Below are 22736 nucleotides of genomic sequence, written 5' to 3'. Positions count from 1 at the left end.
TGATCTCGCTGCACTCTAGACCTCAAAGCTTACCATTCTGTATGTGTAATTTTGATGATTGGAGGAAAAATCAATGAAAGATGTTGTCATCGCAGGCGCCGCGCGCACCCCGATGGGCGGCTTCCAGGGCATGTATGATGGCGTGAGCGCCGCCGAGCTCGGCGGCGCGGCCATCAAGGCGGCGCTTGAGGGCGCCGGCGCCAGCACCGTGGACGAGGTGCTGATGGGCTGCGTGCTGCCCGCAGGCCAGGGCCAGGCCCCGGCGCGCCAGGCAGGTTTTGCCGCAGGCCTCGGCGAAGAAGTGCCCGCTACCACGCTCAACAAGATGTGCGGCTCCGGCATGAAGGCGGCGATGATCGCCTATGACCAGATCGCGCTCGGCCAGGCGGACACCATGATCGCCGGCGGCATGGAGAGCATGACCAACGCGCCCTACCTTTTGCCGAAGATGCGCGGCGGCGCCCGCATCGGCCACGGGCAGGTTATCGACCACATGTTCCTCGACGGGCTGGAGGACGCCTACGACAAAGGCCGTCTGATGGGCACCTTTGCCGAGGATTGCGCCGAAAAGTACCAGTTCAGCCGCGAAGAGCAGGATGAATACGCCCTGAAATCCCTGTCGAATGCGCTGGAGGCGCAGGAGAGCGGCGCTTTCGCGGGCGAAATCACCCCCGTTACCGTTAAAACCCGCAAGGGCGAGGTGGTGACGGACACCGACGAGCAGCCGAAATCGGCACGCCCCGAGAAGATCCCGACGCTGAAACCGGCCTTCCGCAAGGACGGCACGGTGACCGCGGCCAATGCGTCTTCCATCTCGGATGGCGCGGCGGCGCTGGTGATGGCCTCGGCAGAAGCCGCAGAGGCGCAGGGTTTGACGGTGCGTGCCCGCGTGCTCGGCCATGCCAGCCACGCCCAGGCGCCGGGCTGGTTCACCACCGCGCCGGTGCCTGCGGCGCAGAAGCTGCTGGAACGGCTGGGCTGGAGCGCCGCGGACGTCGACCTCTGGGAGGTGAACGAAGCCTTCGCGGTGGTGCCGATGGCCTTCATGCGCGAAATGGGCATCCCGCGCGAGAAGGTGAACGTGAACGGCGGCGCCTGCGCGCTTGGCCATCCGATCGGCGCCTCTGGCGCGCGGATCATGGTCACCCTGCTGAACGCGCTGGAAAAACGCGGGCTGAAGCGCGGCATCGCAGCGATCTGCATCGGCGGCGGCGAAGGCACGGCGATCGCGATCGAGCGGGTCTGATCCGCGCCTTCTGCTTTCCGGCCACTTTCTGGCCGGAAATACCCTCGGGGGTGAATTGACCGGAAGGTCAAGAGGGGGCAGACAGCCCCCTCTACTCAGAATCGCCTCCGCCAGCCAATATTGAGGTGCCTTGTGCGTCAATTGTACAGTTTCTGCTTAAGGCGAATAGACGATGGCAGAGTAATGCTTAGCGCATTAATGGTTTTTGCTATTTCGATTATTTTGCTTTTTGCGTTAAATATACTTATCTCAGCATTCTTGATGGTCTTTGCAATTGAAAGTGAGTTGGTGGAGATCTTGCTCAGCTTTTTCGCTTTGCCGCTTGCTCCGTTCTTTTTGGGCTCTATGGCATTGATAGCAGAGCAGATGTGGGTTCTATGCGGTGTCTATCGAATATTCGGTGTGCATGACCTTCCCGTAAGGCGTGCGGTCCGGAAGTACGCCTTAAAAGGTTAATTCTGCTCAACAATTACCCACGGTGAAGGAGTGAAAGCCATGCGGGTCAACTACGAAACCCTGGCCAAGACCATCGCGGCCTTGTGTGAGGGCGAAAGTGACGCGGTTGCGCTGATGGCGACGGTGGCCTGCGAGGTGCACCATTCCGACGGCCGATTCGACTGGACCGGCTTTTACCGGGTGACCGCGCCGGAGCTGTTGAAGATCGGCCCCTATCAGGGCGGCCATGGCTGCCTGCAGATCCCCTTCTCCCGCGGCGTCTGCGGCGCAGCGGCGCGCAGCGGCGAGGTCCAGCTGGTGCCGGATGTAGACGCCTTCCCGGGCCACATCGCCTGCGCCTCCTCGACGCGGTCGGAATTGGTGCTGCCGGTCCGGAACGGGAGCGGGGAACTGATCGGGGTCTTCGACATCGACAGCGACCAGCCCGATGCGTTCACGGGCGAGGACGCGGAACAGCTTGAGGCGATTCTCGCGAAGGTGTTCTCGCAGGTTTGAGCGGGCTTTGAAGGGGCTTTGCCCCTCGGTCTGCGGCCTCACCCCAGGGTATTTCGGGTCAGAAAGTAGGATGAACCGGCGCGTTGGATGCGCCGGTTTTTTCAGGTCCGCGGCGTCTGGTGAAAAATCTCTTGGAAATTTCACCGACTCGCGGCATCGTGAAATTCGAGAGTTGAATTTCACGAACCCGGAGCATCCCCTTGAACGACCAGACCCTGCCCGCGGCCACGCTTGGTGCTGATATCCGCGCCCTGCGCAAAGCGCGCGGGCTGACGCTGGCGGAGACCGCGGCGCAGCTCAACCGCTCGGTGGGCTGGCTGAGCCAGGTGGAGCGCGACCTGTCGGAGCCTTCGATCTCGGACCTGCGCCAGATTGCCAAGGCCATGGGAGTGCCGATGTCGATGCTGTTTGCCCACGCAGGCGCGCCGGCCGAGGAACACGGCTACATCGTGCGTGCGGGCAGCCGGCGGCCGATGGGCTCGGGCGAGGAGGGGCTGATCGAGGAGCTGCTGTCGCCTGACCTCACCGATGATTTCGAGATGGTGCATTCCACCTTCCGGCCGCATTCGAAGATGCAGACACCCGCCGACCGGCCGACGCAGGAGGTGGGCTACATGATCTCCGGCCGGCTCGACCTGAAAATCGGCGGGCGGGCTTTCACCGTCGGCCCCGGCGACAGTTTCCGTATCCGGCACGAGCCCTACCAATGGGCCAACCCGTACGACGAACCGGCGGTGGCAGTCTGGGTGATTGCGCCGCCGGTCTACTGACGCGGACGAGGACACCAAGCAGCGGCCGCAGCGCCGCAACAGGACTGAGAAACAGGGAGCGATCATGTCCGATTTTCCAAACAAGGCCCGGGTGGTCATTATCGGCGGCGGCGTCGTGGGCTGCTCGTCACTCTATCATCTGGCCAAAAAGGGCTGGAGCGACTGCGTGCTTCTGGAGAAGAACGAGCTCACGGCCGGCTCCACCTGGCATGCGGCGGGCAATGTGCCGACCTTTTCGACCTCCTGGTCGATCATGAACATGCAGCGCTATTCGACCGAGCTTTATGCCCGCCTTGGCGACGAAGTGGATTACCCGATGAACTACCACCAGTCGGGCTCGATCCGGCTGGCGCATACAAAGGAGCGGATGCAGGAGTTCGAGCGCGCCTGTTCGATGGGCCGCTACCAGGGCATCGAGATGGAGATCTGGAGCCCCGAGGAAGCCAAGGCGCGCTACCCGTTCCTGGAGACCCATGATCTCAAAGGCGTTCTTTATGATCCCACCGACGGCGACATCGACCCGGCCCAGCTGACCCAGGCGCTGGCCAAAGGCGCCCGCGACATGGGGGCGCGGATCATCCGCTTCTGCCCCGCCACCGGCGTCACCCGGAAGGAAGACAAGAGCTGGATCGTCCACACGGAAAAGGGCGATATCGAATGCGACTACGTGGTGAACGCGGCCGGCTATTACGCGCAGCGCGTCGGCGAGTGGTTCAAGCCCTATGGCGGGCGCACGGTGCCGATGATGGTGATGAGCCACCAGTACCTGCTGACCGAGGAGATCCCCGAGGTCGAAGCCTGGTCGAAGGAGAACAGCGGCGCCAAGCTGCCGCTGCTGCGCGACGTCGATGTCTCCTACTACCTGCGGCAGGAGAAGCATGGCTTCAACCTCGGCCCATATGAGCCCAACTGCCGGGCGCATTGGGACACCGAAGCCGACCCGATGCCGGATGACTTCTCCTTCCAGCTCTGGTCCGACGATCTCGACCGGATCGAGGATATCGTCACCGACGCCATGGAGCGGGTGCCGCTGATGGCCACCTCGGGCGTTGCGCGCGTGATCAACGGGCCGATCCCCTATGCCCCCGACGGGCTGCCGCTGATCGGTCCGATGCCCGGCGTTAAAAATGCGTTCGAGGCCTGCGTTTTCACCTTCGGCATCGCCCAGGGCGGCGGTGCGGGCAAGGTGCTGGCCGAGTGGATCGTCGACGGGCAAACCGAGTGGGACATGTGGGCCGTCGATCCGCGCCGCTACACCGATTACACCGATCACGACTACTGCGTGCAGAAGGGGATGGAGGTCTACGGCAACGAATACGCCATGCATTTCCCGCATCACGAATGGCCCGCTGCGCGGGACAAGAAGGTGAGCCAGGTGCATGCCCGGGTGAAGGAACTCGGCGGCCAGATGGGCGTCTACAACGGCTGGGAGCGGGCGAACTGGTTTGCCAAGCCGGGCGATGACACCTCGGAGGCGGCGACGCACACCTGGGGCCGCTCCGGCCCCTGGCAGCAGCGCATAAAGGAAGAATGCGAGGCGGTGCGCGATCGCGTCGGCGTCTTGGACCTGCCGGGCTTCTCGCGCTTCAACCTTTCGGGCGAAGGCGCGGCGGAATGGCTGCGCGGCCTAGTGACCGGCGGCCTGCCCAAACCGGGGCGGATGAACCTGATCTATTTCGCCGACCCGCGTGGCCGCATCCTGACCGAGATGTCCTGCATCCGCCATGGCGAGGACCATTTCACCCTGATCACCGCGGGCGCCGCGCAGTGGCATGACTTCGAGGTGCTGAAGAAGGCCCTGCCCGAGGGGCTGAGCCTCACCGATCACACCACCGAATACGCCACCATGATCGTGACCGGGCCCGAATCGCGCGCGCTCTTGGCAGGGATTTCGGACGCCGATCTCAGCCTCGGCTGGCTCACCCATCAGGAGGCCACGGTGGCGGGCAAGCCCGCGTTCCTCGCGCGGGTCTCCTTCGCCGGCGAACTCGGCTGGGAGGTGCATTGCGCCAACGCCCATCAGTCTGAGATCTACGAGGCGATCCTTGCAGGCGGCGCCAAGCCTTTCGGCATGTATGCGCTGAACTCCCTGCGCATCGAGAAGGGCTACCGCACCTGGAAAGGCGATCTCTCCAGCGACTACTCGCTCTTGGAGGCCGGGCTCGGCCGGTTCGTGAAGCTGGACAAGCCGCAGGATTTCCCCGGCAAGGCGGCGATCCAGGCCGAGGCGGAGCAGGGCGTGAAGAAGCGTTTCGTCACCCTCATCGTCGAGGCAGGCGAAGCCGATGCGCCCTACATGTCCTGCCTCTGGAAAGACGGCGAGATCGTGGGCGAGACCACCAGCGGCGACTGGGGCTACAGGGTCAATGCCTCCATTGCGCTTGGCATGGTGCGGGCCGACCTGGCCGCGCCGGGCACCGAGCTGGAGGTCGATATCTACGGCGCGAAATGCCGCGCGGTGGTGCAGGAAGACGCGCCGCTCTGGGATCCGGAGAACGCCCGCCTGCGCGCCTGACGAAATCCAGCGGCCCGGGCAGATGTCCCGGGCCGTTTTTCTGACCGGCCCGCTCCGTACTGCGTGGTGCGGGCCCGCGAGTGGGAGAGGCCCGCCATGACCCTGCCGGAACCGCGCAAGACCGCCAAGGCTCAGGACCCCGCCCGGGTCTGGACCATCGACATCCTGATCTGCGAAGGCTTCGTGCTGACCGAGATCTCCGCACTCTTGGAGGTGTTCCGCATCGCCAACCGGGTGCTCGCGCAGCCGCCATTCAGCTGGACCGTGCGCTCGGCCGCGGGGGGGCGGATGAGCTGCCGGGCGGGCCTGAGCGTCGACAGTGAAGCCTATGTCCCCCGGCCGGACGCGGATTTCGCCTTTGTCCTGGGCAATTCCGACCCGGCGCACCCGGGGCTGTCCTGCGCCCGGGTAATCCAGACCTACACCAGCCGCGGTTGCAAGGTATTCCTGCTGGCCGAAGCTGCGGCGCGCTACATCAGCGAACAGGGCAGCGGCGCCGGGCGGCGCACCACCCACTGGGAGAACTCGGCCCTTCTGCGCGAGCGGCTGGGGCTGGCCGATGCGTCCCATGCGCTGGCCTGCGAGGATGGGCCGATCGTCACCTGCGCGGGCATGGGTGCGACCACCGATATTGCGCTGGCGCTGGTAGGGCAGCTCACTTCGGCTGCGGCGCAGATGACAGTGGCCAACATCCTCTTGCACGAGCAGGTGCGCGACTACGGCTCGCTGCAGCCCTTTGCCGGCGCCAAACCGACCATCACCGGCGACAGCGAGCTCGACCACTGTATCCGCATCATGCAGGCCAATATCGAAGAGCCGGTGCCGATCCGCGAAATCGTTTCGGCCTTGGGCATCTCCAACCGGTCACTGGAGCGCAAATTCAAGACGTTTCTCGCCACCACACCCAACGGGTTTTACCGGGAAATGCGGCTCTCGCGCGCCAACAATCTGCTTCTGAACACCACCATGAGCGTCCGGGAGATCGGCCTCGCCTGCGGTTTTCCCAACGGGTTTTCCAGCCTTTACAAGAGCTTTTTCGGCATCACCCCGTTTGCGCTGCGCAAGCGGCGGCGGCTGGGCGGCGCTCTTCCGCAAGAAATTCTGCAAGCCGGGGAATAGCCCCGGACGGCTGACGTTTTTGATGCATTTCCTGCCGCCTCTCCGTGGCAGGCTGACCCCATCGAGATTCTGGAGAGATGAGATGAGCGATCTTCCCGAGAAGGCCCGCGTAGTGATTGTCGGCGGCGGTGTGGTCGGCTGTTCGGTGGCCTATCACCTGACCAAACTGGGCTGGCAGGACGTGGTATTGCTGGAGCGCAAGCAGCTGACTTCGGGCACCACATGGCATGCCGCCGGGCTCATCGCGCAGCTGCGCGCCACCGCCAACATGACCAAACTGGCGAAGTACAGCCAGGAGCTCTATGGCGCGCTGGAGGAGGAAACCGGCGTTGCCACCGGCTTCAAGCGCTGCGGCTCGATCACTGTGGCCCTGACGGAGGAGCGCAAGGAAGAGATCTTCCGCCAGGCCGCCATGGCGCGGGCCTTCGGGGTCGAGGTTGAGGAAATCTCGCCTGCCGAGGTGAAACAGAAGTACGCCCACCTCAACATCGAGGACGTGACCGCCGGTGTGTGGCTGCCCAAGGACGGGCAGGGCGATCCGGCCAATATCGCGCTGGCGCTGGCCAAGGGCGCCCGCCAGCGCGGCGCGCTGGTGAAGGAACGTATCAAGGTGACCGGCATCGCGAAACAGGGCCGCCGCGTTACCGGCGTGGACTGGGTCAGCGATGACGGCCAGTCGCAGGGGCACATCAAGGCCGACATGGTGGTGAATTGCGCCGGCATGTGGGGGCATGAGGTCGGCCGCATGGCGGGCGTCAACGTGCCGCTGCACGCATGCGAGCATTTCTATATCGTGACCGAGGGCATCAAGGGCCTCACCCAGATGCCGGTTTTGCGGGTGCCGGACGAATGCGCCTACTACAAGGAGGACGCGGGCAAGATCCTCCTCGGCGCGTTTGAACCCAACGCCAAGCCCTGGGCGATGAACGGCATCCCCGACAGTTTCGAGTTCGACCAGCTGCCCGAGGACTTCGACCACTTCGAACCCATCCTTGAAGCCGCCTGCAACCGCATGCCGATGCTGGCGGAGGCGGGTATCCACACCTTCTTCAACGGCCCCGAAAGCTTCACGCCGGATGACGCTTACCACCTCGGCCTCGCGCCGGAGATGGACAATGTCTGGGTCGCGGCGGGCTTCAACTCCATCGGCATCCAGTCCGCGGGCGGTGCCGGCATGGCGCTGGCGCAGTGGATGGAGGACGGCCAGAAGCCCTTCGACCTCGGCGATGTCGACATCTCCCGCATGCAGCCGTTCCAGGGCAACAAGCACTACCTGTTCGAACGCTCCAAAGAGACCTTGGGCCTGCTTTATGCCGACCACTTCCCCTACCGCCAGAAAGCCACCGCCCGCGGTGTCCGCCGCACGCCGTTCCATCACCACCTGAAAGAGCAGGGCGCGGTGTTCGGCGAGCTGGCGGGCTGGGAGCGCGCCAACTGGTTCGCAGGCGAAGGCCAGGAGCGGGAATACCGCTACAGCTGGAAGCGCCAGAACTGGTTCGAGAACTCCGCCGCCGAACACCGTGCCGTGCGCGAAAACGTCGGCATGTACGACATGTCCTCCTTCGGCAAGATCCGCGTCGAAGGCCCCGAAGCCGAAGCCTTCCTGAACTATATCTGCGGCGCCAATCTCTCGGTGCCCGCGGGCAAGATCACTTACACCCAGTGCCTGAACCCCCGCGGCGGGATCGAGGCGGACGTGACCGTGACGCGCCTGTCGGAGACCGCCTATCTGGTGGTGACCCCCGCTGCCACGCGGCTTGCCGACCAGACCTGGATGCTGCGCCACCGCGGCGAGTTCAGCGTGGTGATCACCGATGTGACCGCCTCCGAGGGCGTGCTGGCGGTGATGGGCCCGAACGCGCGCAAGCTGCTGCAGAAGGTCTCTCCCAACGATTTCTCCAACGCGGTGAACCCCTTCGGCACCGCGCAGGAGATCGAGCTGGGCATGGGCCTCGCCCGCGTCCACCGCGTCACCTACGTGGGCGAGCTGGGCTGGGAAGTCTATGTGAGCGCCGACATGGCGGGCCACGCCTTCGAGACTCTGTGGGAGGCGGGCCAGGAGATGGGGCTGAAGCTCTGCGGCATGCACATGATGGACAGCTGCCGGATCGAGAAGGGCTTCCGCCACTTCGGCCACGACATCACCTGCGAAGATCACGTGATCGACGCGGGCCTCGGCTTTGCGGTGAAGACAGACAAGGACGACTTCATCGGCAAGGCGGCAGTGCTGGAACGCAAGGAAACCGGACCGAAAACCCGGATGCTGCAGTTTAAGCTCACCGATCCGGAGCCGCTCCTGTTCCACAACGAGCCGATCATCCGCGACGGCAAATACGTGGGCTACCTCAGCTCCGGCAACTACGGCCACACGCTGGGCGCTGCCATCGGCCTCGGCTATGTGCCGTGCGAAGGCGAAAGCGCGGCGGATGTTCTGGGCTCCACCTACGAGATCGACGTCTGCGGCGTGAAGGTGCGGGCGGAAGCTTCTCTAAAGCCGATGTACGATCCCGGATCGGAGAGGGTGAAGGCCTGAGAAGACACAGATTCCGGGCTGGCCCAACTCATGGTTCCGCCCGGAATACCTCAGCCGCCGTCAGGTGCGGCCTTTTTCACCACGGCAGCCACCGGTCCCATAGAAAACCCCGCATCGCTGCGCCCCAGCTGCGGCGCATGCAGGCGCGAGACGTTGCCGTCGAAGTACAGTGCGCTCGGCAGGTTGAGGTAGTCGCGGAACAGGCTGCCGAACTGGTGGAAGGTCACCGCATTGCGCGAGATTGCAAACACCACCCGGCGGCCATCGGCGCTGGTGCCGACGCCGTTGCGGATATAGTAGCTGTCCGAATCCGGCAGGAAGCGGGGATGCAGCTCGCCGTCGATCACCAGCATCGGGCCGGACTGGGTGGCGTATTTGCAATCTGGCGCGGCCTTCTCGAAGGCCAGCGTCTCGATGACGTCGGCGCGGTCCTCGCGGATGCAGAAGACGCCGTTGGGCAGCAGGCCGAAGTTGCCGGGGCCTGCGTTGGTGACCAGCCGCATCTCCTGCGCGCCGTCCTCGACATAAAGGCCCACAGGCGCGCGGTCGCTGTGGTACATGCCCGCATTCGTCGCAAAGGCCAGTTCCTTGCCTTCGGCCGCAAGCGCGTCCTCAAGGGTGGAGAAATGGCCGTAGACCTCGCCATCGCCATTACGTAGGAACAGCCGCAGCTCCTCCTGCGCGGCATCCACTTCACAGATCGAGTAGCGGTTGCCCTCGTAGGAGACGTCATTGCACTCCACCGCGCCGCCCGCCGCAGGCACGGCCCAGAGCGCTGCCAGAACGAGCGCCGCCCTGCGGATCATTCTTCGATATCGCGGCGCACCGCGTCCTGGCTCAGCATCCGGCGGGTGTCGTCCATCTGGTCGAAGGTCTCGTCCAGGCGGAAGCGCAGATCGGGGGTGTACTTCAGCCCCAGCTTCTTGCCCACCATCCGGCGCAGCTCGGCCTTGTTGCGGGCAAGCAGCTTCAGCACATCCTCCTGCCCCTTGCCGCCCAGGGGCAGCACAAAGGCGGTGGCGATCTTCAGGTCGGGCGAGGTGCGCACCTCGCCGACGGTGATCGACATGCGGTTGAGGTCGGGGTCATGCACATCGCCGCGCGCCAGCACCTCGGACAGGGTGCGGCGGATCAGTTCGCCGACGCGAAGCTGCCGCTGGGAGGGGCCGGGGCCATCGTGGAATTTGTTCTTTGCCATAACCCCGATCTAAGACGGATCGCGGGCTTTGCCAAGCGCCCGCCGGCAGGCTAGGACAAATCCAGCTTGCAGAAAGGATCGGGGCCAATGACGGAGAAACCAGGGATCGTGATCACCGGCGCATCGGGGCGCATGGGGCAGATGCTGATGAAGACGGTGCTGGAGAGCGGTACGGCCAGGCTCGCCGGGGCGGTGGATCGTCCGGGCCACGGCTGGATCGGCCGCGACGCAGGCGAGATGATGGGCGGTAGGCCCGTGGGTGTCACCGTAACAGATGATGCCGCCGCGGCCTTCGCCCAGGCGCAGGCGGTGATCGACTTCACCGCGCCGGAGGCGTCGCTCGCCTTCTCCAAACTCGCGGCGGAAGCCGGCGCGGTGCATGTGATCGGAACCACCGGCATGAGCGCAGAGCAGATAGCCGGGCTGAAGAACGCGTCCAAGAAGACGGTCATCGTGCGCGCGGGCAACATGAGCCTCGGCGTGAACCTGCTGGTGCAGCTGACCAAAAAGGTCGCCGCCGCGCTGGACGAGGATTTCGACATCGAGGTGATCGAGGCGCATCACCGCCACAAGGTGGACGCCCCCTCCGGCACCGCGCTGATGCTGGGCGAGGCAGCCGCCGAGGGCCGCGGCGTCACGCTGGAAGATGTACGCGATTCCGGCCGCGACGGCATCACCGGCGCCCGCAAGCGCGGCGATATCGGCTTCACCGCCATCCGCGGCGGCGACATCGTGGGGGAGCATGACGTGCTGTTTGCCGCCGAAGGCGAGCGCATCGTGCTGCGCCACCTCGCCACCGACCGCGCGATCTTTGCCCGCGGCGCGCTGAAGGCCGCGCTTTGGGGCCAGGGCAAGGCGCCGGGCGAATATGACATGGTGGACGTGCTGGGGCTCTGAAGCCTCCCGGAAAGCGGCCCATGGCCGCTGCCTCCGGCGGGAGTATTTTCAGGAAAGATGAAAGCGCCCCAACCAGCGGCTTCATCTTTCGCCCAATACTCCGGGGGTGAGCAGGCGCAGCCTGCGAGGGGGCAGCGCCCCCTCATCACCGTTCAGAAATCGACGGCGATGCCCTTTTTCTCCCAGTCGCCATAACGCGCTGGATCCGGCCCGTCGCGCCCGCCCAGTTCCTTGGGCAGGGGGGTCTCCGCCTCGGCGGCCTTGCGGCGGGCCTCGGCCTCGGCCAGGGCGCGCTGGGCGGCGGGCGGCAGGTCTTTTCGGTCGGGGGCGGTCTCGTCGCTCATCACGGGTTCCTTTATGCTCGGCCCATGATATATGCGCTTGCCCGGCGGGAACAAGCCGCCCGCGCCACCGCGTCACAAGGAGTAACCCGATGACCGACCAAGCCCGCCGCACGGCGCTTTACCTCCTCGACCAGGTGTTGGGCGAGGGGCGGCTGCTGGCGGAATGCTACGCCTCCGGCGCGCTGGAGAAGCTGGCACCGGAGGACCGGGCGCGGGCGCAGCGGCTGGCGGCGGACACGCTGCGCAGCCTCGAACGTGCCGACCGGGTCCTGAAGAAACACCTGAAAAAGACGCCGCCGCTGCCGGTCCTGAACGCGCTGCGCCTTGGCACGGTGGAGCTCTGCGGCGGCGGAGCCGCGCATGGCGTGGTGAACGAACTGGTGGCGATTGTCTCCAAACACCGCCGCCATGGGGCACTGAAGGGTCTGGTCAATGCGGTCCTGCGCAAGGTGGCCGAGGAGGGTCCCGCCGAATGGGCCAAGCTGCGCATCCCGCGCCTGCCGAACTGGCTGAGAAAGCCGCTGGTGCAGGCCTGGGGCGCGGAGGCGATGCTGGCGATGGAGGCCGCGCACTATGCTGGCGCGCCGCTGGATCTGACCGGGAAACCGGGCGCCGGCCTTTCTGCGCTGGACGGGAAGATGCTGCCCACAGGCTCCGTGCGGCTCACGGCGGCCGGGCAGGTTTCGGCGCTGCCCGGCTACGGCGCGGGCGACTGGTGGGTGCAGGACGCGGCGGCGGCGCTGCCCGCGCGGCTCGTGGATGCGCAGCCCGGTGAACAGGTGCTCGACCTCTGCGCCGCACCCGGCGGCAAGACGCTGCAGATGGCGGCCGCCGGCGCCGGTGTCACCGCGGTTGACATCTCCGGGGCGCGGCTCTCCCGGCTGGAGGAGAACCTTGCCCGCACCGGGCTCAAGGCCACGCTGGTGGCGGGCGATGCGCTGGCGCAGGAGGGCCAGTACGACGCGGTGCTGCTGGATGCGCCCTGTTCCGCCACCGGCACCATCCGACGCCACCCGGACCTGCCGCATGCCAAGGACGGCAGCGAGTTCGGCGCCCTGATCGAACTGCAAGCGCAGATGCTCGCCCATGCCTGGACGCTGGTGAAGCCGGGCGGGCGGCTGGTGTTCTGCACCTGCTCGCTCTTGCCGGACGAGGGCGAGTGCCACATCGAGGACGCGCTGGAGATGTTTCCGGACATGCAGGCCGACCGGGCCGCATTGCACCTGCCGGGCATCGAGGACGCCTGGATCACCCCCGAGGGCGGCTTGCGCCTGCGCCCGGACTACTGGGCGGAGCACGGCGGTATGGACGGCTTCTACATGGCGCTGCTGCGCAAGGCCGCCTGACGCCGCGGCGGCGCGCCGGCGGGCCTGTGCCAATCGCGGCATAACCCGGTGACTTGAGCCCCGCGCCCGGTTATGCTGCCGCCAAAACGCCCCAAGGCGTGAGGCAGCGAGCATGGCCAGACCCGACAGCAGGACGACCCGAGGCAGCCGGTTCCTGAACCGGCTCTACGCCTGGCGCGCGCGCCGCCGTCCGGCTGCCACCGGCTTTGTCTCCCAGCCGGAGCCGCGCACCATCGGCAGCTATGCCCGCGGGCGGCAGCTGGTCGCGGGCAACCTCCTGTTTGCGGGGTATCTCGTGGAATCCACCGACACGGGCCTGTGGGAAGTCGAAGCCCCAGACGCCGCTTTCGATGCCGAGCGGCACGGTTTCGCCTGGCTCGACGATCTTGCCGCGGTGGGCGATCCGGCGGCGCGGGCCAAGGCGCAGAAATGGGTCTGGGGCTGGATCCGCCAGCATGGCCGCGGCCCGGGGCCGGGCTGGCTGCCGGAGCTGACCGGGCGCCGGGTGATCCGCTGGATCAATCACGCGCCGTTCCTGCTCGGCGGTCCTGGCAAGCCGGACAGCGATGCCTTCTTCCGCTCGCTTGCGCAGCAGGCCTGGTTTCTGTCGCACCGCTGGCAGGGCACGGCCCCCGGCCTGCCGCGGTTTGAGGCGCTTGCCGGGCTGGTCTATGCGGGCCTCTCCCTGGAGGGCTGCGAGGAACTGGCCGACCCGGCGATCAAGGCGCTGGCCGCGGAATGCGAAGCCCAGATCGGCAGCCAAGGCGGCCTGCCGACCCGAAACCCGGAAGAGCTGCTGGATGTCTTCATGCTGCTCACTTGGGTCTCTGCAGCTCTCCACGAGGCAGGCGGCAGTGTGCCCCGGGCGCATTCCAAGGCCATCGCCCGCATTGCGCCCACGCTCCGCACCCTGCGCCACAGCGACGGGGGCTTGGCGCGGTTCCACGGCGGCGGCCGCGGGCTGGAGGGACGGCTGGATCACGCGCTGGCCGCGAGCCACGTGGCCGGGCGGCAGACGGATGGCCTGGCGATGGGCTATGCGCGGCTCTCGGCCCGGCGTACCTCGGTGATCGTCGATGCAGCACCGCCGCCCGCGGGCGCGGCCTCGGGCAACGGCCATGCCTCCACCCTGGCCTTTGAGCTCACCTCCGGGCGGCGGCCGCTGGTGGTGAACTGCGGCTCCGGCGCCGCCTTCGGGGTGGAATGGCGCCGCGCCGGCCGCTCCACGCCTTCGCATTCGACCCTGTGCCTTGAGGGCCACTCCAGCGCCCGGCTGGCCCCGCCTGCCCGCGGCACCGGCTTCGAGGCGCTGATCGAGGCACCGCAGAACGTGCCGCTTGAAATGAGCGGCAGCCCGGAGCGCTTCCGCCTGGAAGCCGCGCACGATGGCTACGCCGGGCAGTTCGGCCTCACCCATGCGCGTACGTTTGACCTTGCCTTCGACGGCCGCGAGCTGGCGGGAGAGGACATGCTGGTGGCGCTTGATGACGCCGCCCGCAAGCGCTTTGCCCGGGCGCGCGACGCCAGCCCCGAGGCCGGCCTCGGCTTCGACATCCGCTTTCATCTGCACCCGGAGGTGGATGCAGCCCTTGACTTGGGCGGCGCGGCAGTATCCATGGCGCTCAAGAGCGGAGAGATCTGGGTGTTCCGCCACGACGGCAGCTGCGCCCTGCGGCTGGAGCCGGGCGTCTACCTGGAGCAGACCCGCTTGAAGCCGCGTGCGGCACAGCAGATCGTTCTTTCCGGGCGCGCCATCGGTTATGCCACGCGCGTCCGCTGGACGCTCAGCAAAACGCAGGAGACTGCGGTTGCCGTGCGAGACCTGAACCGGGACGACCCCGAGACCTATGATTGAGCCTGCAAAGGACCGCCCTGACATGACCGACCTCCACCCCGTACGCCGTGCGCTGCTTTCCGTATCCGACAAGACCGGCCTGATCGAGCTGGGCAAGGCGCTGGCCGCGCGCGGTGTCGAGCTTCTGTCGACCGGCGGCTCCGCCAAGGCGCTGCGCGAGGCGGGGCTTTCAGTGAAGGACGTCTCGGAGGTGACCGGTTTCCCCGAGATGATGGATGGCCGGGTGAAAACGCTGCACCCGATGGTGCATGGCGGTCTGCTGGCGCTGCGCGATAACGACACCCACGTGGCCGCGATGCAGGAGCATGGCATCGGCGCCATCGACCTGCTGGTGGTGAACCTCTATCCGTTCGAAGCCGCTCTGGCGCGCGGGGCCGCTTATGACGAGATGATCGAGAATATCGACATCGGCGGCCCGGCGATGATCCGCGCCGCGGCCAAGAACCACGCCTTCGTCAACGTGGTGACCGACGTGCAGGACTACGAGGCGCTGCTGGGTGAGCTGGACGCAAACGACGGCCAGACCTCCTATGGCTTCCGCCAGCGGCTGGCCCAGAACGCCTATGCCCGCACCGCAGCTTACGATTCCGCGGTGTCGAACTGGATGGCCTCGGCGCTGGAGGAGAAGACCCCGCGCCGCCGCGCCTTTGCCGGCGAGCTGAAGCAGACCCTGCGCTACGGCGAGAACAGCCACCAGGAAGCCGCCTTCTACACCGATGGCACGGGCCGTCCCGGCGTCGCCACCGCGCTGCAATTGCAGGGCAAGGAGCTGAGCTACAACAACATCAACGACACCGACGCGGCCTATGAGCTGGTGGCGGAGTTCGACCCGGCCGAAAGCGCCGCGGTGGCCATCATCAAGCACGCCAACCCCTGCGGCGTCGCCAAGGGCGCGACCCTGGCCGAGGCTTATCAGAAGGCCTTCGACTGCGACCGCACCTCGGCGTTTGGCGGCATCGTGGCGCTGAACCAGCCGCTCGACGCGGAAACCGCCGGGAAGATCACTGAGATCTTCACCGAGGTGGTGATCGCCCCCGGCGCCTCGGAAGAAGCCAAGCAGATCTTCGCCGCCAAGAAGAACCTGCGCCTGCTGCTGACCGATGGCCTGCCGGACCCGCGCCAGCCCATCGTGGCGTATAAGCAAGTGGCTGGCGGCATGCTGGTGCAGGACAAGGACGTGGGCCATGTGGGCATGGACGACCTGAAGGTGGTGACCGAGAAGGCGCCTACCGACGCCCAGATGCAGGACCTGCTGTTTGCCTGGAAGGTCGCCAAGCACGTGAAGTCCAACGCCATCGTCTATGTTAAGGACAGCGCCACCGTCGGTGTCGGCGCGGGCCAGATGAGCCGCCTCGACAGCGCCAACGTGGCGGCCGCGAAGGCGGGCCGCATGGCGGAGGAACTGGGCCTGAAAGAAAGCCTCGCCAAGGGCTGCGCGGTGGCCTCGGATGCCTTCTTCCCGTTCCCGGACGGCCTTCTGGAAGCGGCGGCCGCCGGCGGCTCCTGCGTGATCCAGCCGGGCGGCTCGATGCGCGACGAGGAAGTGATCAAGGCAGCCAACGAGAAGGGCCTTGCCATGGTCTTCACCGGCATGCGCCACTTCCGCCACTGATCGGGGGCAACAGGCAATGGCAGCGCGTCTGATGGTCGGGAGCGCCCTGGCCGCCTTTGTGGCGGACCAGGCGAGCAAGTACCTGGTGATCCACGTGATGGGGCTGGACCGGCTCCACCGTATCGACGTGCTGCCGCCACTCCTTAACTTCCGCTACGGCGAGAACACGGGCATCAACTTCGGCCTGTTCGGCGGCGGCGACGAGGCGGCGCGCTGGATCCTGATCGTCCTTTCGGCGGTGATCTGCGCGGTGCTTGCCGTGTGGATCATCCGCCGCCGCAAGACCGCCCGCGGGCTGCAGATCGCCGCCGGACTGGTGATCGGCGGCGCGCTGGGCAACGTCGCGGACCGGCTGCTTTACGGCTACGTGCTGGACTTTCTCAACATGTCCTGCTGCGGCATCGTGAATCCTTTCGTCTTCAACGTCGCTGACATCGCCATCTTTGCTGGTGCGGCCGGGCTGATCCTGTTTGACGGGCGGAATAAAAAGCCGGCGTGACCTTGCCCGGCAAATACGGTAGAAGCGGTGCCGGGACAGGCCCGGGCTTCCGGCCGGGCAGCAGGCAGGAGTGATTGCGGCGATGCGGATTCGGTTTGGTGTGATTGTTCTGGCCGGCGCCTTGGCGGCTTCGGGCTGCGCGCAGAAGGGCCTGCGCGACCTGCGCAAGCCGGGCACCGGGCCGGACGAGTTCCTGATCCTGCCCGCGAAGCCCTTGGATGCCCCCGCAAGCTACAGTACCCTGCCGCCGCCGACGCCGGGCGGCAGCAACATCACCGACCGCAACCCGCAGGCCGATGCGGTGGCCGCGCTGGGCGGCAACCCGGCTGCGATGGTGCCTGCGGGCAGCGCGCCCGCCCGCGACAGCGCCCTGGTCACGGCCGCCAGCCGCTACGGGGTGCAGCCCGCCGTGCGCGAGACGCTGGCCACCGAGGACGCCGCATTCCGCAAGCGCAACCGCGTGCTCACTCAGCTGAAACTGTTCCCGGTCGACCGCTACGAGCAGCTCTACCGCCGCCAGTCGCTGGACGCCCAGACCGAGACCGAGCGCTTCCGGCGCGCCGGGATCGAGACTCCGGCGGCCCCCCCGCCCGGCAGCGACTGAGCTTCACATCTGCGCCAGCCCGGCTTGTGCCGCGAGGCCGGCAGGCTAGGCTGACGCCGAACCGTTTCCGCTCTCCGGCCCGCCGGATGGCGGGTTTCTTTTTCCGCCCCGGCCAGTCCGCGGGCAAAGAAACTGGAGGATGCCGCATGATCCGCAGGATCACCCTGGCCGCCGCGACCCTGGCTGCCGTCCTCGCTGCTCCCGTGGCCGTCTTCCCGGCCGCCCCGGCTTTGGCCGCGGAAGGAGGGGAGGCTTCAGCCGGACCGGAGGTTACGGACTTCACCCTCGGCAATGGCATGCAGGTGGTGGTGATCGAAGATCACCGCGTGCCGGTGGTGCAGCACATGGTCTGGTACCGCGCCGGCGCCGCGGATGAGCCGCCGGGCGAGTCCGGCGTTGCCCATTACCTGGAGCACCTGCTGTTCAAGGGGACCGGGAAACTCGCCCCGGGGGAACTGTCGGCCACCGTGCGGGCCAATGGCGGCCAGGACAACGCCTTCACCAGCTACGACTACACCGCCTATTTCCAGCGCGTCGCCGCCGACCGTCTGGAGCTGATGATGCAGATGGAAAGCGACCGCATGGTGAACCTGCAGCTCAGTGAGGAGGATATTGCCACCGAGCGGGAAGTGATCCTAGAGGAGCGCAACCAGCGCACCGACAACGACCCCGCCTCGCTGTTCCGCGAGCAGCTTCGGGCCGTGCAGTACCACAACCACCGTTACGGCCAGCCGATTATCGGCTGGCGCCACGAGATGGAAGAGCTGGACATGGAGGATGCGCTGTCCTTCTACGGCACCTATTATGCGCCCAACAATGCGATCCTGGTGGTGGCTGGCGACGTGGTGCCGGAAGAGGTGCGCGCTCTGGCGGAAAAGTACTACGGCAGCATTCCCGCCAACCCGGACCTGCCGGAGCGCTTCCGCAGCCAGGAGCCGCCGCAGACCGCGGCACGGCGGATGACCTTCAGGGACCCGCGCGTGGCGCAGCCTTACGTGCAGCGCTCTTACCTCGCCCCCGAACGCGACAGCGGCGCGCAGGAGAAGGCCGCCGCGCTTTACCTGCTGGCAGAGCTCCTGGGGGGCGGCAATACCTCCTACCTCGCCAATGCGCTGCAGTTTGACCAGCAGATCGCGGTCTACACCGGCGCGTTCTATTCCGGCGTCTCGCTCGACGACACCACCTTCACCTTTCTGGTGGTGCCCGCCGAGGGGGTGGAAATGCCCGAGGCAGAGGCGGCGCTGGATGACGCCCTTGCACGCTTTTTGAAGGAGGGCGTGGATCTGGCTGAGCTCGACCGCATCAAACTGCAGCTGCGCGCTGCCGAAATCTACGACCGCGACAACGTGAACGGCATCGCCAACCGCTACGGCCAAGCCCTGACTTCTGGCCTGACGGTGGAGGACGTGCAGGCCTGGCCGCAGGTTCTGCAATCGGTGACCGCGGACGAGATCATTGCCGCCGCCCGCGAAGTGCTGCGCCCCGAGGTTTCGGTCACGGGCTGGATGATGCGCGGCGAGGAGGTGACCCAATGACTCTGCTGACCCCGCTGAAATTCATCGCTGCGGCAATTGCCGCCTGTTTTCTCGCGCTGCCCGCTTGGGCCGAGATCGAGATCGAGGAGGTAACCTCACCCGGCGGCGTCACCGCCTGGCTGGTGGAGGATCACTCGATTCCCTTCACCGCGATGGAAATCCGCTTCCGCGGCGGCACCTCGCTCGACGCGCCGGGCAAACAGGGCGCGGTCTACCTGATGGCGGCGCTGCTGGAGGAAGGCGCAGGCAGCCTGCGCGCGCAGGACTATGCCCGCGCGGTAGAATCGCTGGCAGCGGGCTTCGTGTTTGATGCCGACAAGGACATGGTTTCTGTCTCCGCCCGCTTCCTGAGCGAAAACCGCGACGAGGCTGTGCAGCTCCTGCGTCAGACCCTGTTCGAGCCCCGCTTTGACCAGGACGCGCTGGACCGGGTGCGGGCGCAGATTCTTGCGGGGCTGCGCTCGGACGCAAAAGATCCCAACCACATCGCGGGCCAAGCCTTCAACCGGCTTGCCTATGGCGACCACCCCTATGCCCGCGACGGCAAGGGCACGATCGAAAGCGTCTCCAAGCTCGACCGGCAGGACATCTTTGCGGCCCATGACGCGGTCTTTGCCCGCGACCGGCTCTATGTGAGCGCGGTGGGCGACATCACCGCCGAGGAACTCGGCGCCCTGCTCGACGACCTGCTGACCGGCCTGCCCGAGGAAGGCGCGCCGATCCCGGAGCCTGCCGAGGTCAGCATACCCGGCGGCGTCACGGTGGTGGATTTCGACACCCCGCAATCGGTTGCGGTCTTCGGCCAGCAGGGGATCGAGCGCGACCACCCGGATTTCTTCACCGCATACGTGATGAACCAGATCCTCGGCGGCGGCTCCTTCGAGAGCCGCCTGATGAGCGAGGTGCGCGAGAAGCGCGGGCTCACCTACGGTGTGTATACCTACCTGCTGCCGCGGGATCTGGCGGCGGTCTACATGGGCTCGGTCGCCTCTGACAACACCAAGATGGCCGAAGCGGTGGAGGTGATCCGCAACGAATGGCGCCGCATGGCCGGGGAGGGCGTCACCGAAAAGGAGCTGCAGGATGCCAAGACCTACCTGACCGGCGCCTATCCCCTGCGCTTTGACGGCAACGGGCGCATCGCCTCGATCCTGGCTGGAATGCAGATGGACGACCTTCCGATCGACTATGTGAAGACCCGCAATAGCAAGGTGGAGGCGGTGACGCTCGAGGATGTGAACAGCTTTGCCGCGCGCTTCCTCCAGCCCGAGGGCCTGCATTTCGTGGTGACGGGCCGCCCGGAGGGGCTGGCGGCCGCCAACTGACCGGGCCGCCTGCTGTCGCCTGGGCGGCCTGGCCGGGTGCCGCCGCCAGCGGCTGCCGGCCTGTGCTTTCCCTTTCAATCTGATGCGAAGTGATGTATGGGCGGGCCTGTCTGAGACGATGTGCCCGGGGCCCTGGCACGCGAAAGAAAGATAGATGGGGCCGGCGGCAATGGGGCCGCCATATGCAACGGGAGACCCGGGATCCGCCTGGGAGCGCTCCCATTTAGGATGCTGAAATGTTTAACGTTACGAAGAAATCGATGCAGTGGGGCGAAGAGACGCTCACGCTGGAGACCGGCAAGGTCGCCCGTCAGGCGGACGGCTCCGTCATCGCCACTCTTGGCGAAACCTCGGTGATGGCCAACGTCACTTTCGCCAAGGAACAAAAGCCCGGTCAGGACTTCTTCCCCCTGACCGTGCACTACCAGGAAAAATACTACGCTGCGGGCAAGGTGCCCGGCGGCTTCTTCAAGCGCGAAGCGCGCCCGACCGAGAAAGAAACCCTGACCGCGCGCCTGATCGACCGTCCGATCCGCCCGCTGTTCGTCCCCGGTTTCAAGAACGAAGTTCTGGTGATGTGCACCGTGCTGAGCCATGACCTGGTCAACGACCCGGACATCGTGGCGATGATCGCGGCCTCCGCAGCCCTGACCATCTCCGGCGCGCCCTTCATGGGGCCGATCGCCGGTGCCCGTGTCGGCTACACCGACGGCGAATATGTGCTGAACCCGACCGTCGACGACATGCAGGACCTGCGCCTCAATCCCGAGCAGCGCCTGGACCTGGTCGTGGCCGGCACCAAGAACGCCGTGATGATGGTGGAATCGGAAGCTTACGAGCTGTCCGAAGCAGAAATGCTTGGCGCGGTGAACTTCGCGCATGAGCAGATTCAGCCGGTGATCGACCTGATCATCTCGCTGGCCGAAGAATGCGCGAAAGAGCCCTTCGACTTCACCCCGCCGGATTACTCCGAGCTGTATGAGGCCGTGAAGGCCGCCGGTGAGACTGACATGCGCGCCGCCTTCGCGATCACCGACAAGCAGGAGCGCACCGCGGCCGTGGCCTTCGCCCGCGAGACCATCAAGAACGCGCTCACCGAAGAGCAGCTGGAGGACCCGAACCTCGGCTCCGCCCTGAAGAAGCTCGAAGCCAGCATCCTGCGCGGCGACGTGGTGAAGGGCGGCAAGCGGATCGACGGCCGCGACACCGCGACCGTGCGCCCGATCGTGGCCGAAACCGGCCTGCTGCCGCGCACCCACGGCTCGGCGCTATTCACCCGCGGCGAGACCCAGGGTCTGGTCGTGACCACGCTTGGCACCGGCGATGACGAGCAGTTCATCGACGCGCTGCACGGCAACTTCAAATCCAACTTCCTGCTGCATTACAACTTCCCGCCGTACTCGGTTGGCGAAGTGGGCCGCGTCGGCTCCCCGGGCCGCCGCGAGATCGGCCACGGCAAGCTGGCCTGGCGCGCGCTGCAGGCGGTGCTGCCGGCACCGACCGACTTCCCCTACACCATCCGCCTGGTTTCCGAGATCACCGAATCGAACGGCTCCTCCTCGATGGCCTCCGTCTGCGGCGGTTCGCTGTCGATGATGGACGCGGGCGTGCCGCTGAAGGCGCCGGTGGCCGGCGTCGCGATGGGTCTGATCCTGGAAGACGACGGCTCCTACGCGGTGCTGACCGACATCCTGGGTGACGAAGACCACCTCGGCGACATGGACTTCAAAGTGGCGGGTACCGAAAACGGCATCACCTCGCTGCAGATGGACATCAAGGTCGCGGGCATCACCCCGGAGATCATGGAGAAAGCCCTGGCCCAGGCCAAGGACGGCCGTCTGCACATCCTGAACGAGATGGGCAAGGCGCTGTCGAAGACCAACGAGTTCTCGGTCCACGCCCCGCGCATCGAGACCATGCAGATCCCGACCGACAAGATCCGCGAAGTGATCGGCTCGGGCGGCAAGGTGATCCGCGAGATCGTGGAAACCTCCGGCGCCAAGGTCGACATCAACGACGACGGCGTGATCAAGATCGCCTCCTCCGACGGCGAAGCCATCAAGCGCGCCTACGAGATGATCCACTCGATCGTCGCGGAGCCGGAAGAGGGCCAGATCTACACCGGCAAGGTCGTGAAGATCGTCGACTTCGGCGCCTTCGTGAACTTCTTCGGCAAGCGCGACGGCCTGGTGCATGTCTCCCAGATCGAGAACCGCCGCCTGAACCATCCTTCCGACGTGCTGAAGGAAGGCCAGGAAGTGAAGGTCAAGCTGCTCGGCTTCGACGACCGCGGCAAGGTGCGCCTGTCGATGAAGGTCGTGGACCAGGAGACCGGCGAGGAGATCTCCGCCGAGAAGAAGGAGCAGGCCGAGGGCTGAGCCTCGCCT

19 protein-coding genes are annotated in these 22736 nt (G+C 66.3%); 16 read left to right on the top strand and 3 right to left on the bottom strand.

Going from position 1 to position 22736, the window contains the following annotated elements:
- The first annotated feature begins 73 nt into the window (after window positions 1-73).
- From ACOHWE_RS05480 to ACOHWE_RS05450, 7 genes are all read left to right on the top strand, one after another.
- Window positions 74-1246, top strand: coding sequence for a thiolase family protein (locus tag ACOHWE_RS05480; protein ID WP_420664779.1), 1173 nt, complete (start codon window positions 74-76; stop codon window positions 1244-1246).
- A gap of 183 nt (window positions 1247-1429) precedes the next feature.
- A complete protein-coding gene (locus ACOHWE_RS05475; protein WP_420664777.1) occupies window positions 1430-1702 on the top strand; it encodes a hypothetical protein in 273 nt (90 codons plus the stop codon).
- Between the two features lie 39 nt (window positions 1703-1741).
- Window positions 1742-2197 (top strand): GAF domain-containing protein, encoded by a 456-nt coding sequence (locus ACOHWE_RS05470; protein WP_420664775.1) that lies wholly within the window; start codon window positions 1742-1744, stop codon window positions 2195-2197.
- A 200-nt stretch (window positions 2198-2397) separates the two neighbouring features.
- On the top strand, window positions 2398-2967 hold the full coding sequence (locus ACOHWE_RS05465) for a helix-turn-helix domain-containing protein (protein WP_420664774.1): 570 nt from the start codon (window positions 2398-2400) through the stop codon (window positions 2965-2967).
- Between the two features lie 64 nt (window positions 2968-3031).
- On the top strand, window positions 3032-5482 hold the full coding sequence (locus ACOHWE_RS05460; protein WP_420664772.1) for a GcvT family protein: 2451 nt from the start codon (window positions 3032-3034) through the stop codon (window positions 5480-5482).
- Window positions 5483-5578: 96 nt separating this feature from the next.
- Window positions 5579-6601, top strand: a complete 1023-nt coding sequence (locus tag ACOHWE_RS05455; protein WP_420664771.1) for a GlxA family transcriptional regulator — start codon at window positions 5579-5581, stop codon at window positions 6599-6601.
- An 82-nt stretch (window positions 6602-6683) separates the two neighbouring features.
- A complete protein-coding gene (locus tag ACOHWE_RS05450) occupies window positions 6684-9134 on the top strand; it encodes a GcvT family protein (protein ID WP_420664770.1) in 2451 nt (816 codons plus the stop codon).
- A gap of 50 nt (window positions 9135-9184) precedes the next feature.
- Here the strand turns inward: ACOHWE_RS05450 and ACOHWE_RS05445 are convergent, their stop codons facing one another.
- Both ACOHWE_RS05445 and rbfA read right to left on the bottom strand, forming a co-directional pair.
- The gene (locus ACOHWE_RS05445; protein WP_420664769.1) at window positions 9185-9940 is read right to left on the bottom strand and encodes a phosphodiester glycosidase family protein; all 756 of its coding nucleotides are present in this window, start codon (window positions 9938-9940) and stop codon (window positions 9185-9187) included.
- Window positions 9937-10332: a 30S ribosome-binding factor RbfA gene (gene rbfA, locus ACOHWE_RS05440; protein ID WP_420664767.1), complete on the bottom strand. Its 396-nt coding sequence runs from the start codon at window positions 10330-10332 to the stop codon at window positions 9937-9939. The genes ACOHWE_RS05445 and rbfA overlap by 4 nt, the downstream gene beginning before the upstream one ends.
- Before the next feature lie 87 nt (window positions 10333-10419).
- Between rbfA and dapB the strand changes: the two genes are divergently transcribed.
- Window positions 10420-11229, top strand: a complete 810-nt coding sequence (gene dapB / locus ACOHWE_RS05435; protein WP_420664765.1) for a 4-hydroxy-tetrahydrodipicolinate reductase — start codon at window positions 10420-10422, stop codon at window positions 11227-11229.
- Between the two features lie 152 nt (window positions 11230-11381).
- On the opposite strand, the gene ACOHWE_RS05430 is transcribed toward dapB, so the two are convergent.
- Window positions 11382-11573: a DUF1674 domain-containing protein gene (locus ACOHWE_RS05430; RefSeq protein ID WP_420664764.1), complete on the bottom strand. Its 192-nt coding sequence runs from the start codon at window positions 11571-11573 to the stop codon at window positions 11382-11384.
- A gap of 89 nt (window positions 11574-11662) precedes the next feature.
- Between ACOHWE_RS05430 and ACOHWE_RS05425 the strand changes: the two genes are divergently transcribed.
- The 8 genes from ACOHWE_RS05425 (at window position 11663) to pnp (ending at window position 22727) form a co-directional block, all read left to right on the top strand.
- Window positions 11663-12919: an RsmB/NOP family class I SAM-dependent RNA methyltransferase gene (locus tag ACOHWE_RS05425; protein WP_420664763.1), complete on the top strand. Its 1257-nt coding sequence runs from the start codon at window positions 11663-11665 to the stop codon at window positions 12917-12919.
- A gap of 112 nt (window positions 12920-13031) precedes the next feature.
- Window positions 13032-14774 carry a heparinase II/III family protein gene (locus tag ACOHWE_RS05420; RefSeq protein ID WP_420664761.1) on the top strand — a complete coding sequence of 581 codons (1743 nt, stop codon included), beginning with the start codon at window positions 13032-13034 and terminating at the stop codon, window positions 14772-14774.
- A 22-nt stretch (window positions 14775-14796) separates the two neighbouring features.
- The gene (gene purH, locus ACOHWE_RS05415) at window positions 14797-16386 is read left to right on the top strand and encodes a bifunctional phosphoribosylaminoimidazolecarboxamide formyltransferase/IMP cyclohydrolase (protein WP_420664760.1); all 1590 of its coding nucleotides are present in this window, start codon (window positions 14797-14799) and stop codon (window positions 16384-16386) included.
- Between the two features lie 16 nt (window positions 16387-16402).
- Entirely contained in the window at window positions 16403-16885 is a 483-nt protein-coding gene (gene lspA / locus ACOHWE_RS05410; protein ID WP_420664759.1) for a signal peptidase II, read from the top strand.
- Window positions 16886-16967: 82 nt separating this feature from the next.
- The gene (locus ACOHWE_RS05405; protein ID WP_420664758.1) at window positions 16968-17489 is read left to right on the top strand and encodes a DUF3035 domain-containing protein; all 522 of its coding nucleotides are present in this window, start codon (window positions 16968-16970) and stop codon (window positions 17487-17489) included.
- Between the two features lie 146 nt (window positions 17490-17635).
- Window positions 17636-19024: a M16 family metallopeptidase gene (locus tag ACOHWE_RS05400; protein WP_420664757.1), complete on the top strand. Its 1389-nt coding sequence runs from the start codon at window positions 17636-17638 to the stop codon at window positions 19022-19024.
- Window positions 19021-20349 (top strand): M16 family metallopeptidase, encoded by a 1329-nt coding sequence (locus ACOHWE_RS05395; protein ID WP_420664756.1) that lies wholly within the window; start codon window positions 19021-19023, stop codon window positions 20347-20349. The genes ACOHWE_RS05400 and ACOHWE_RS05395 overlap by 4 nt, the downstream gene beginning before the upstream one ends.
- 236 nt (window positions 20350-20585) lie before the next feature.
- Window positions 20586-22727, top strand: coding sequence for a polyribonucleotide nucleotidyltransferase (pnp, locus tag ACOHWE_RS05390; RefSeq protein WP_420664755.1), 2142 nt, complete (start codon window positions 20586-20588; stop codon window positions 22725-22727).
- Window positions 22728-22736: the final 9 nt, after the last annotated feature.

Source organism: Cribrihabitans neustonicus (assembly GCF_048820895.1).
Taxonomy (GTDB): Bacteria; Pseudomonadota; Alphaproteobacteria; order Rhodobacterales; family Rhodobacteraceae; genus Cribrihabitans_A; species Cribrihabitans_A neustonicus.
This window is presented reverse-complemented; position numbering and strand designations above follow the sequence as displayed.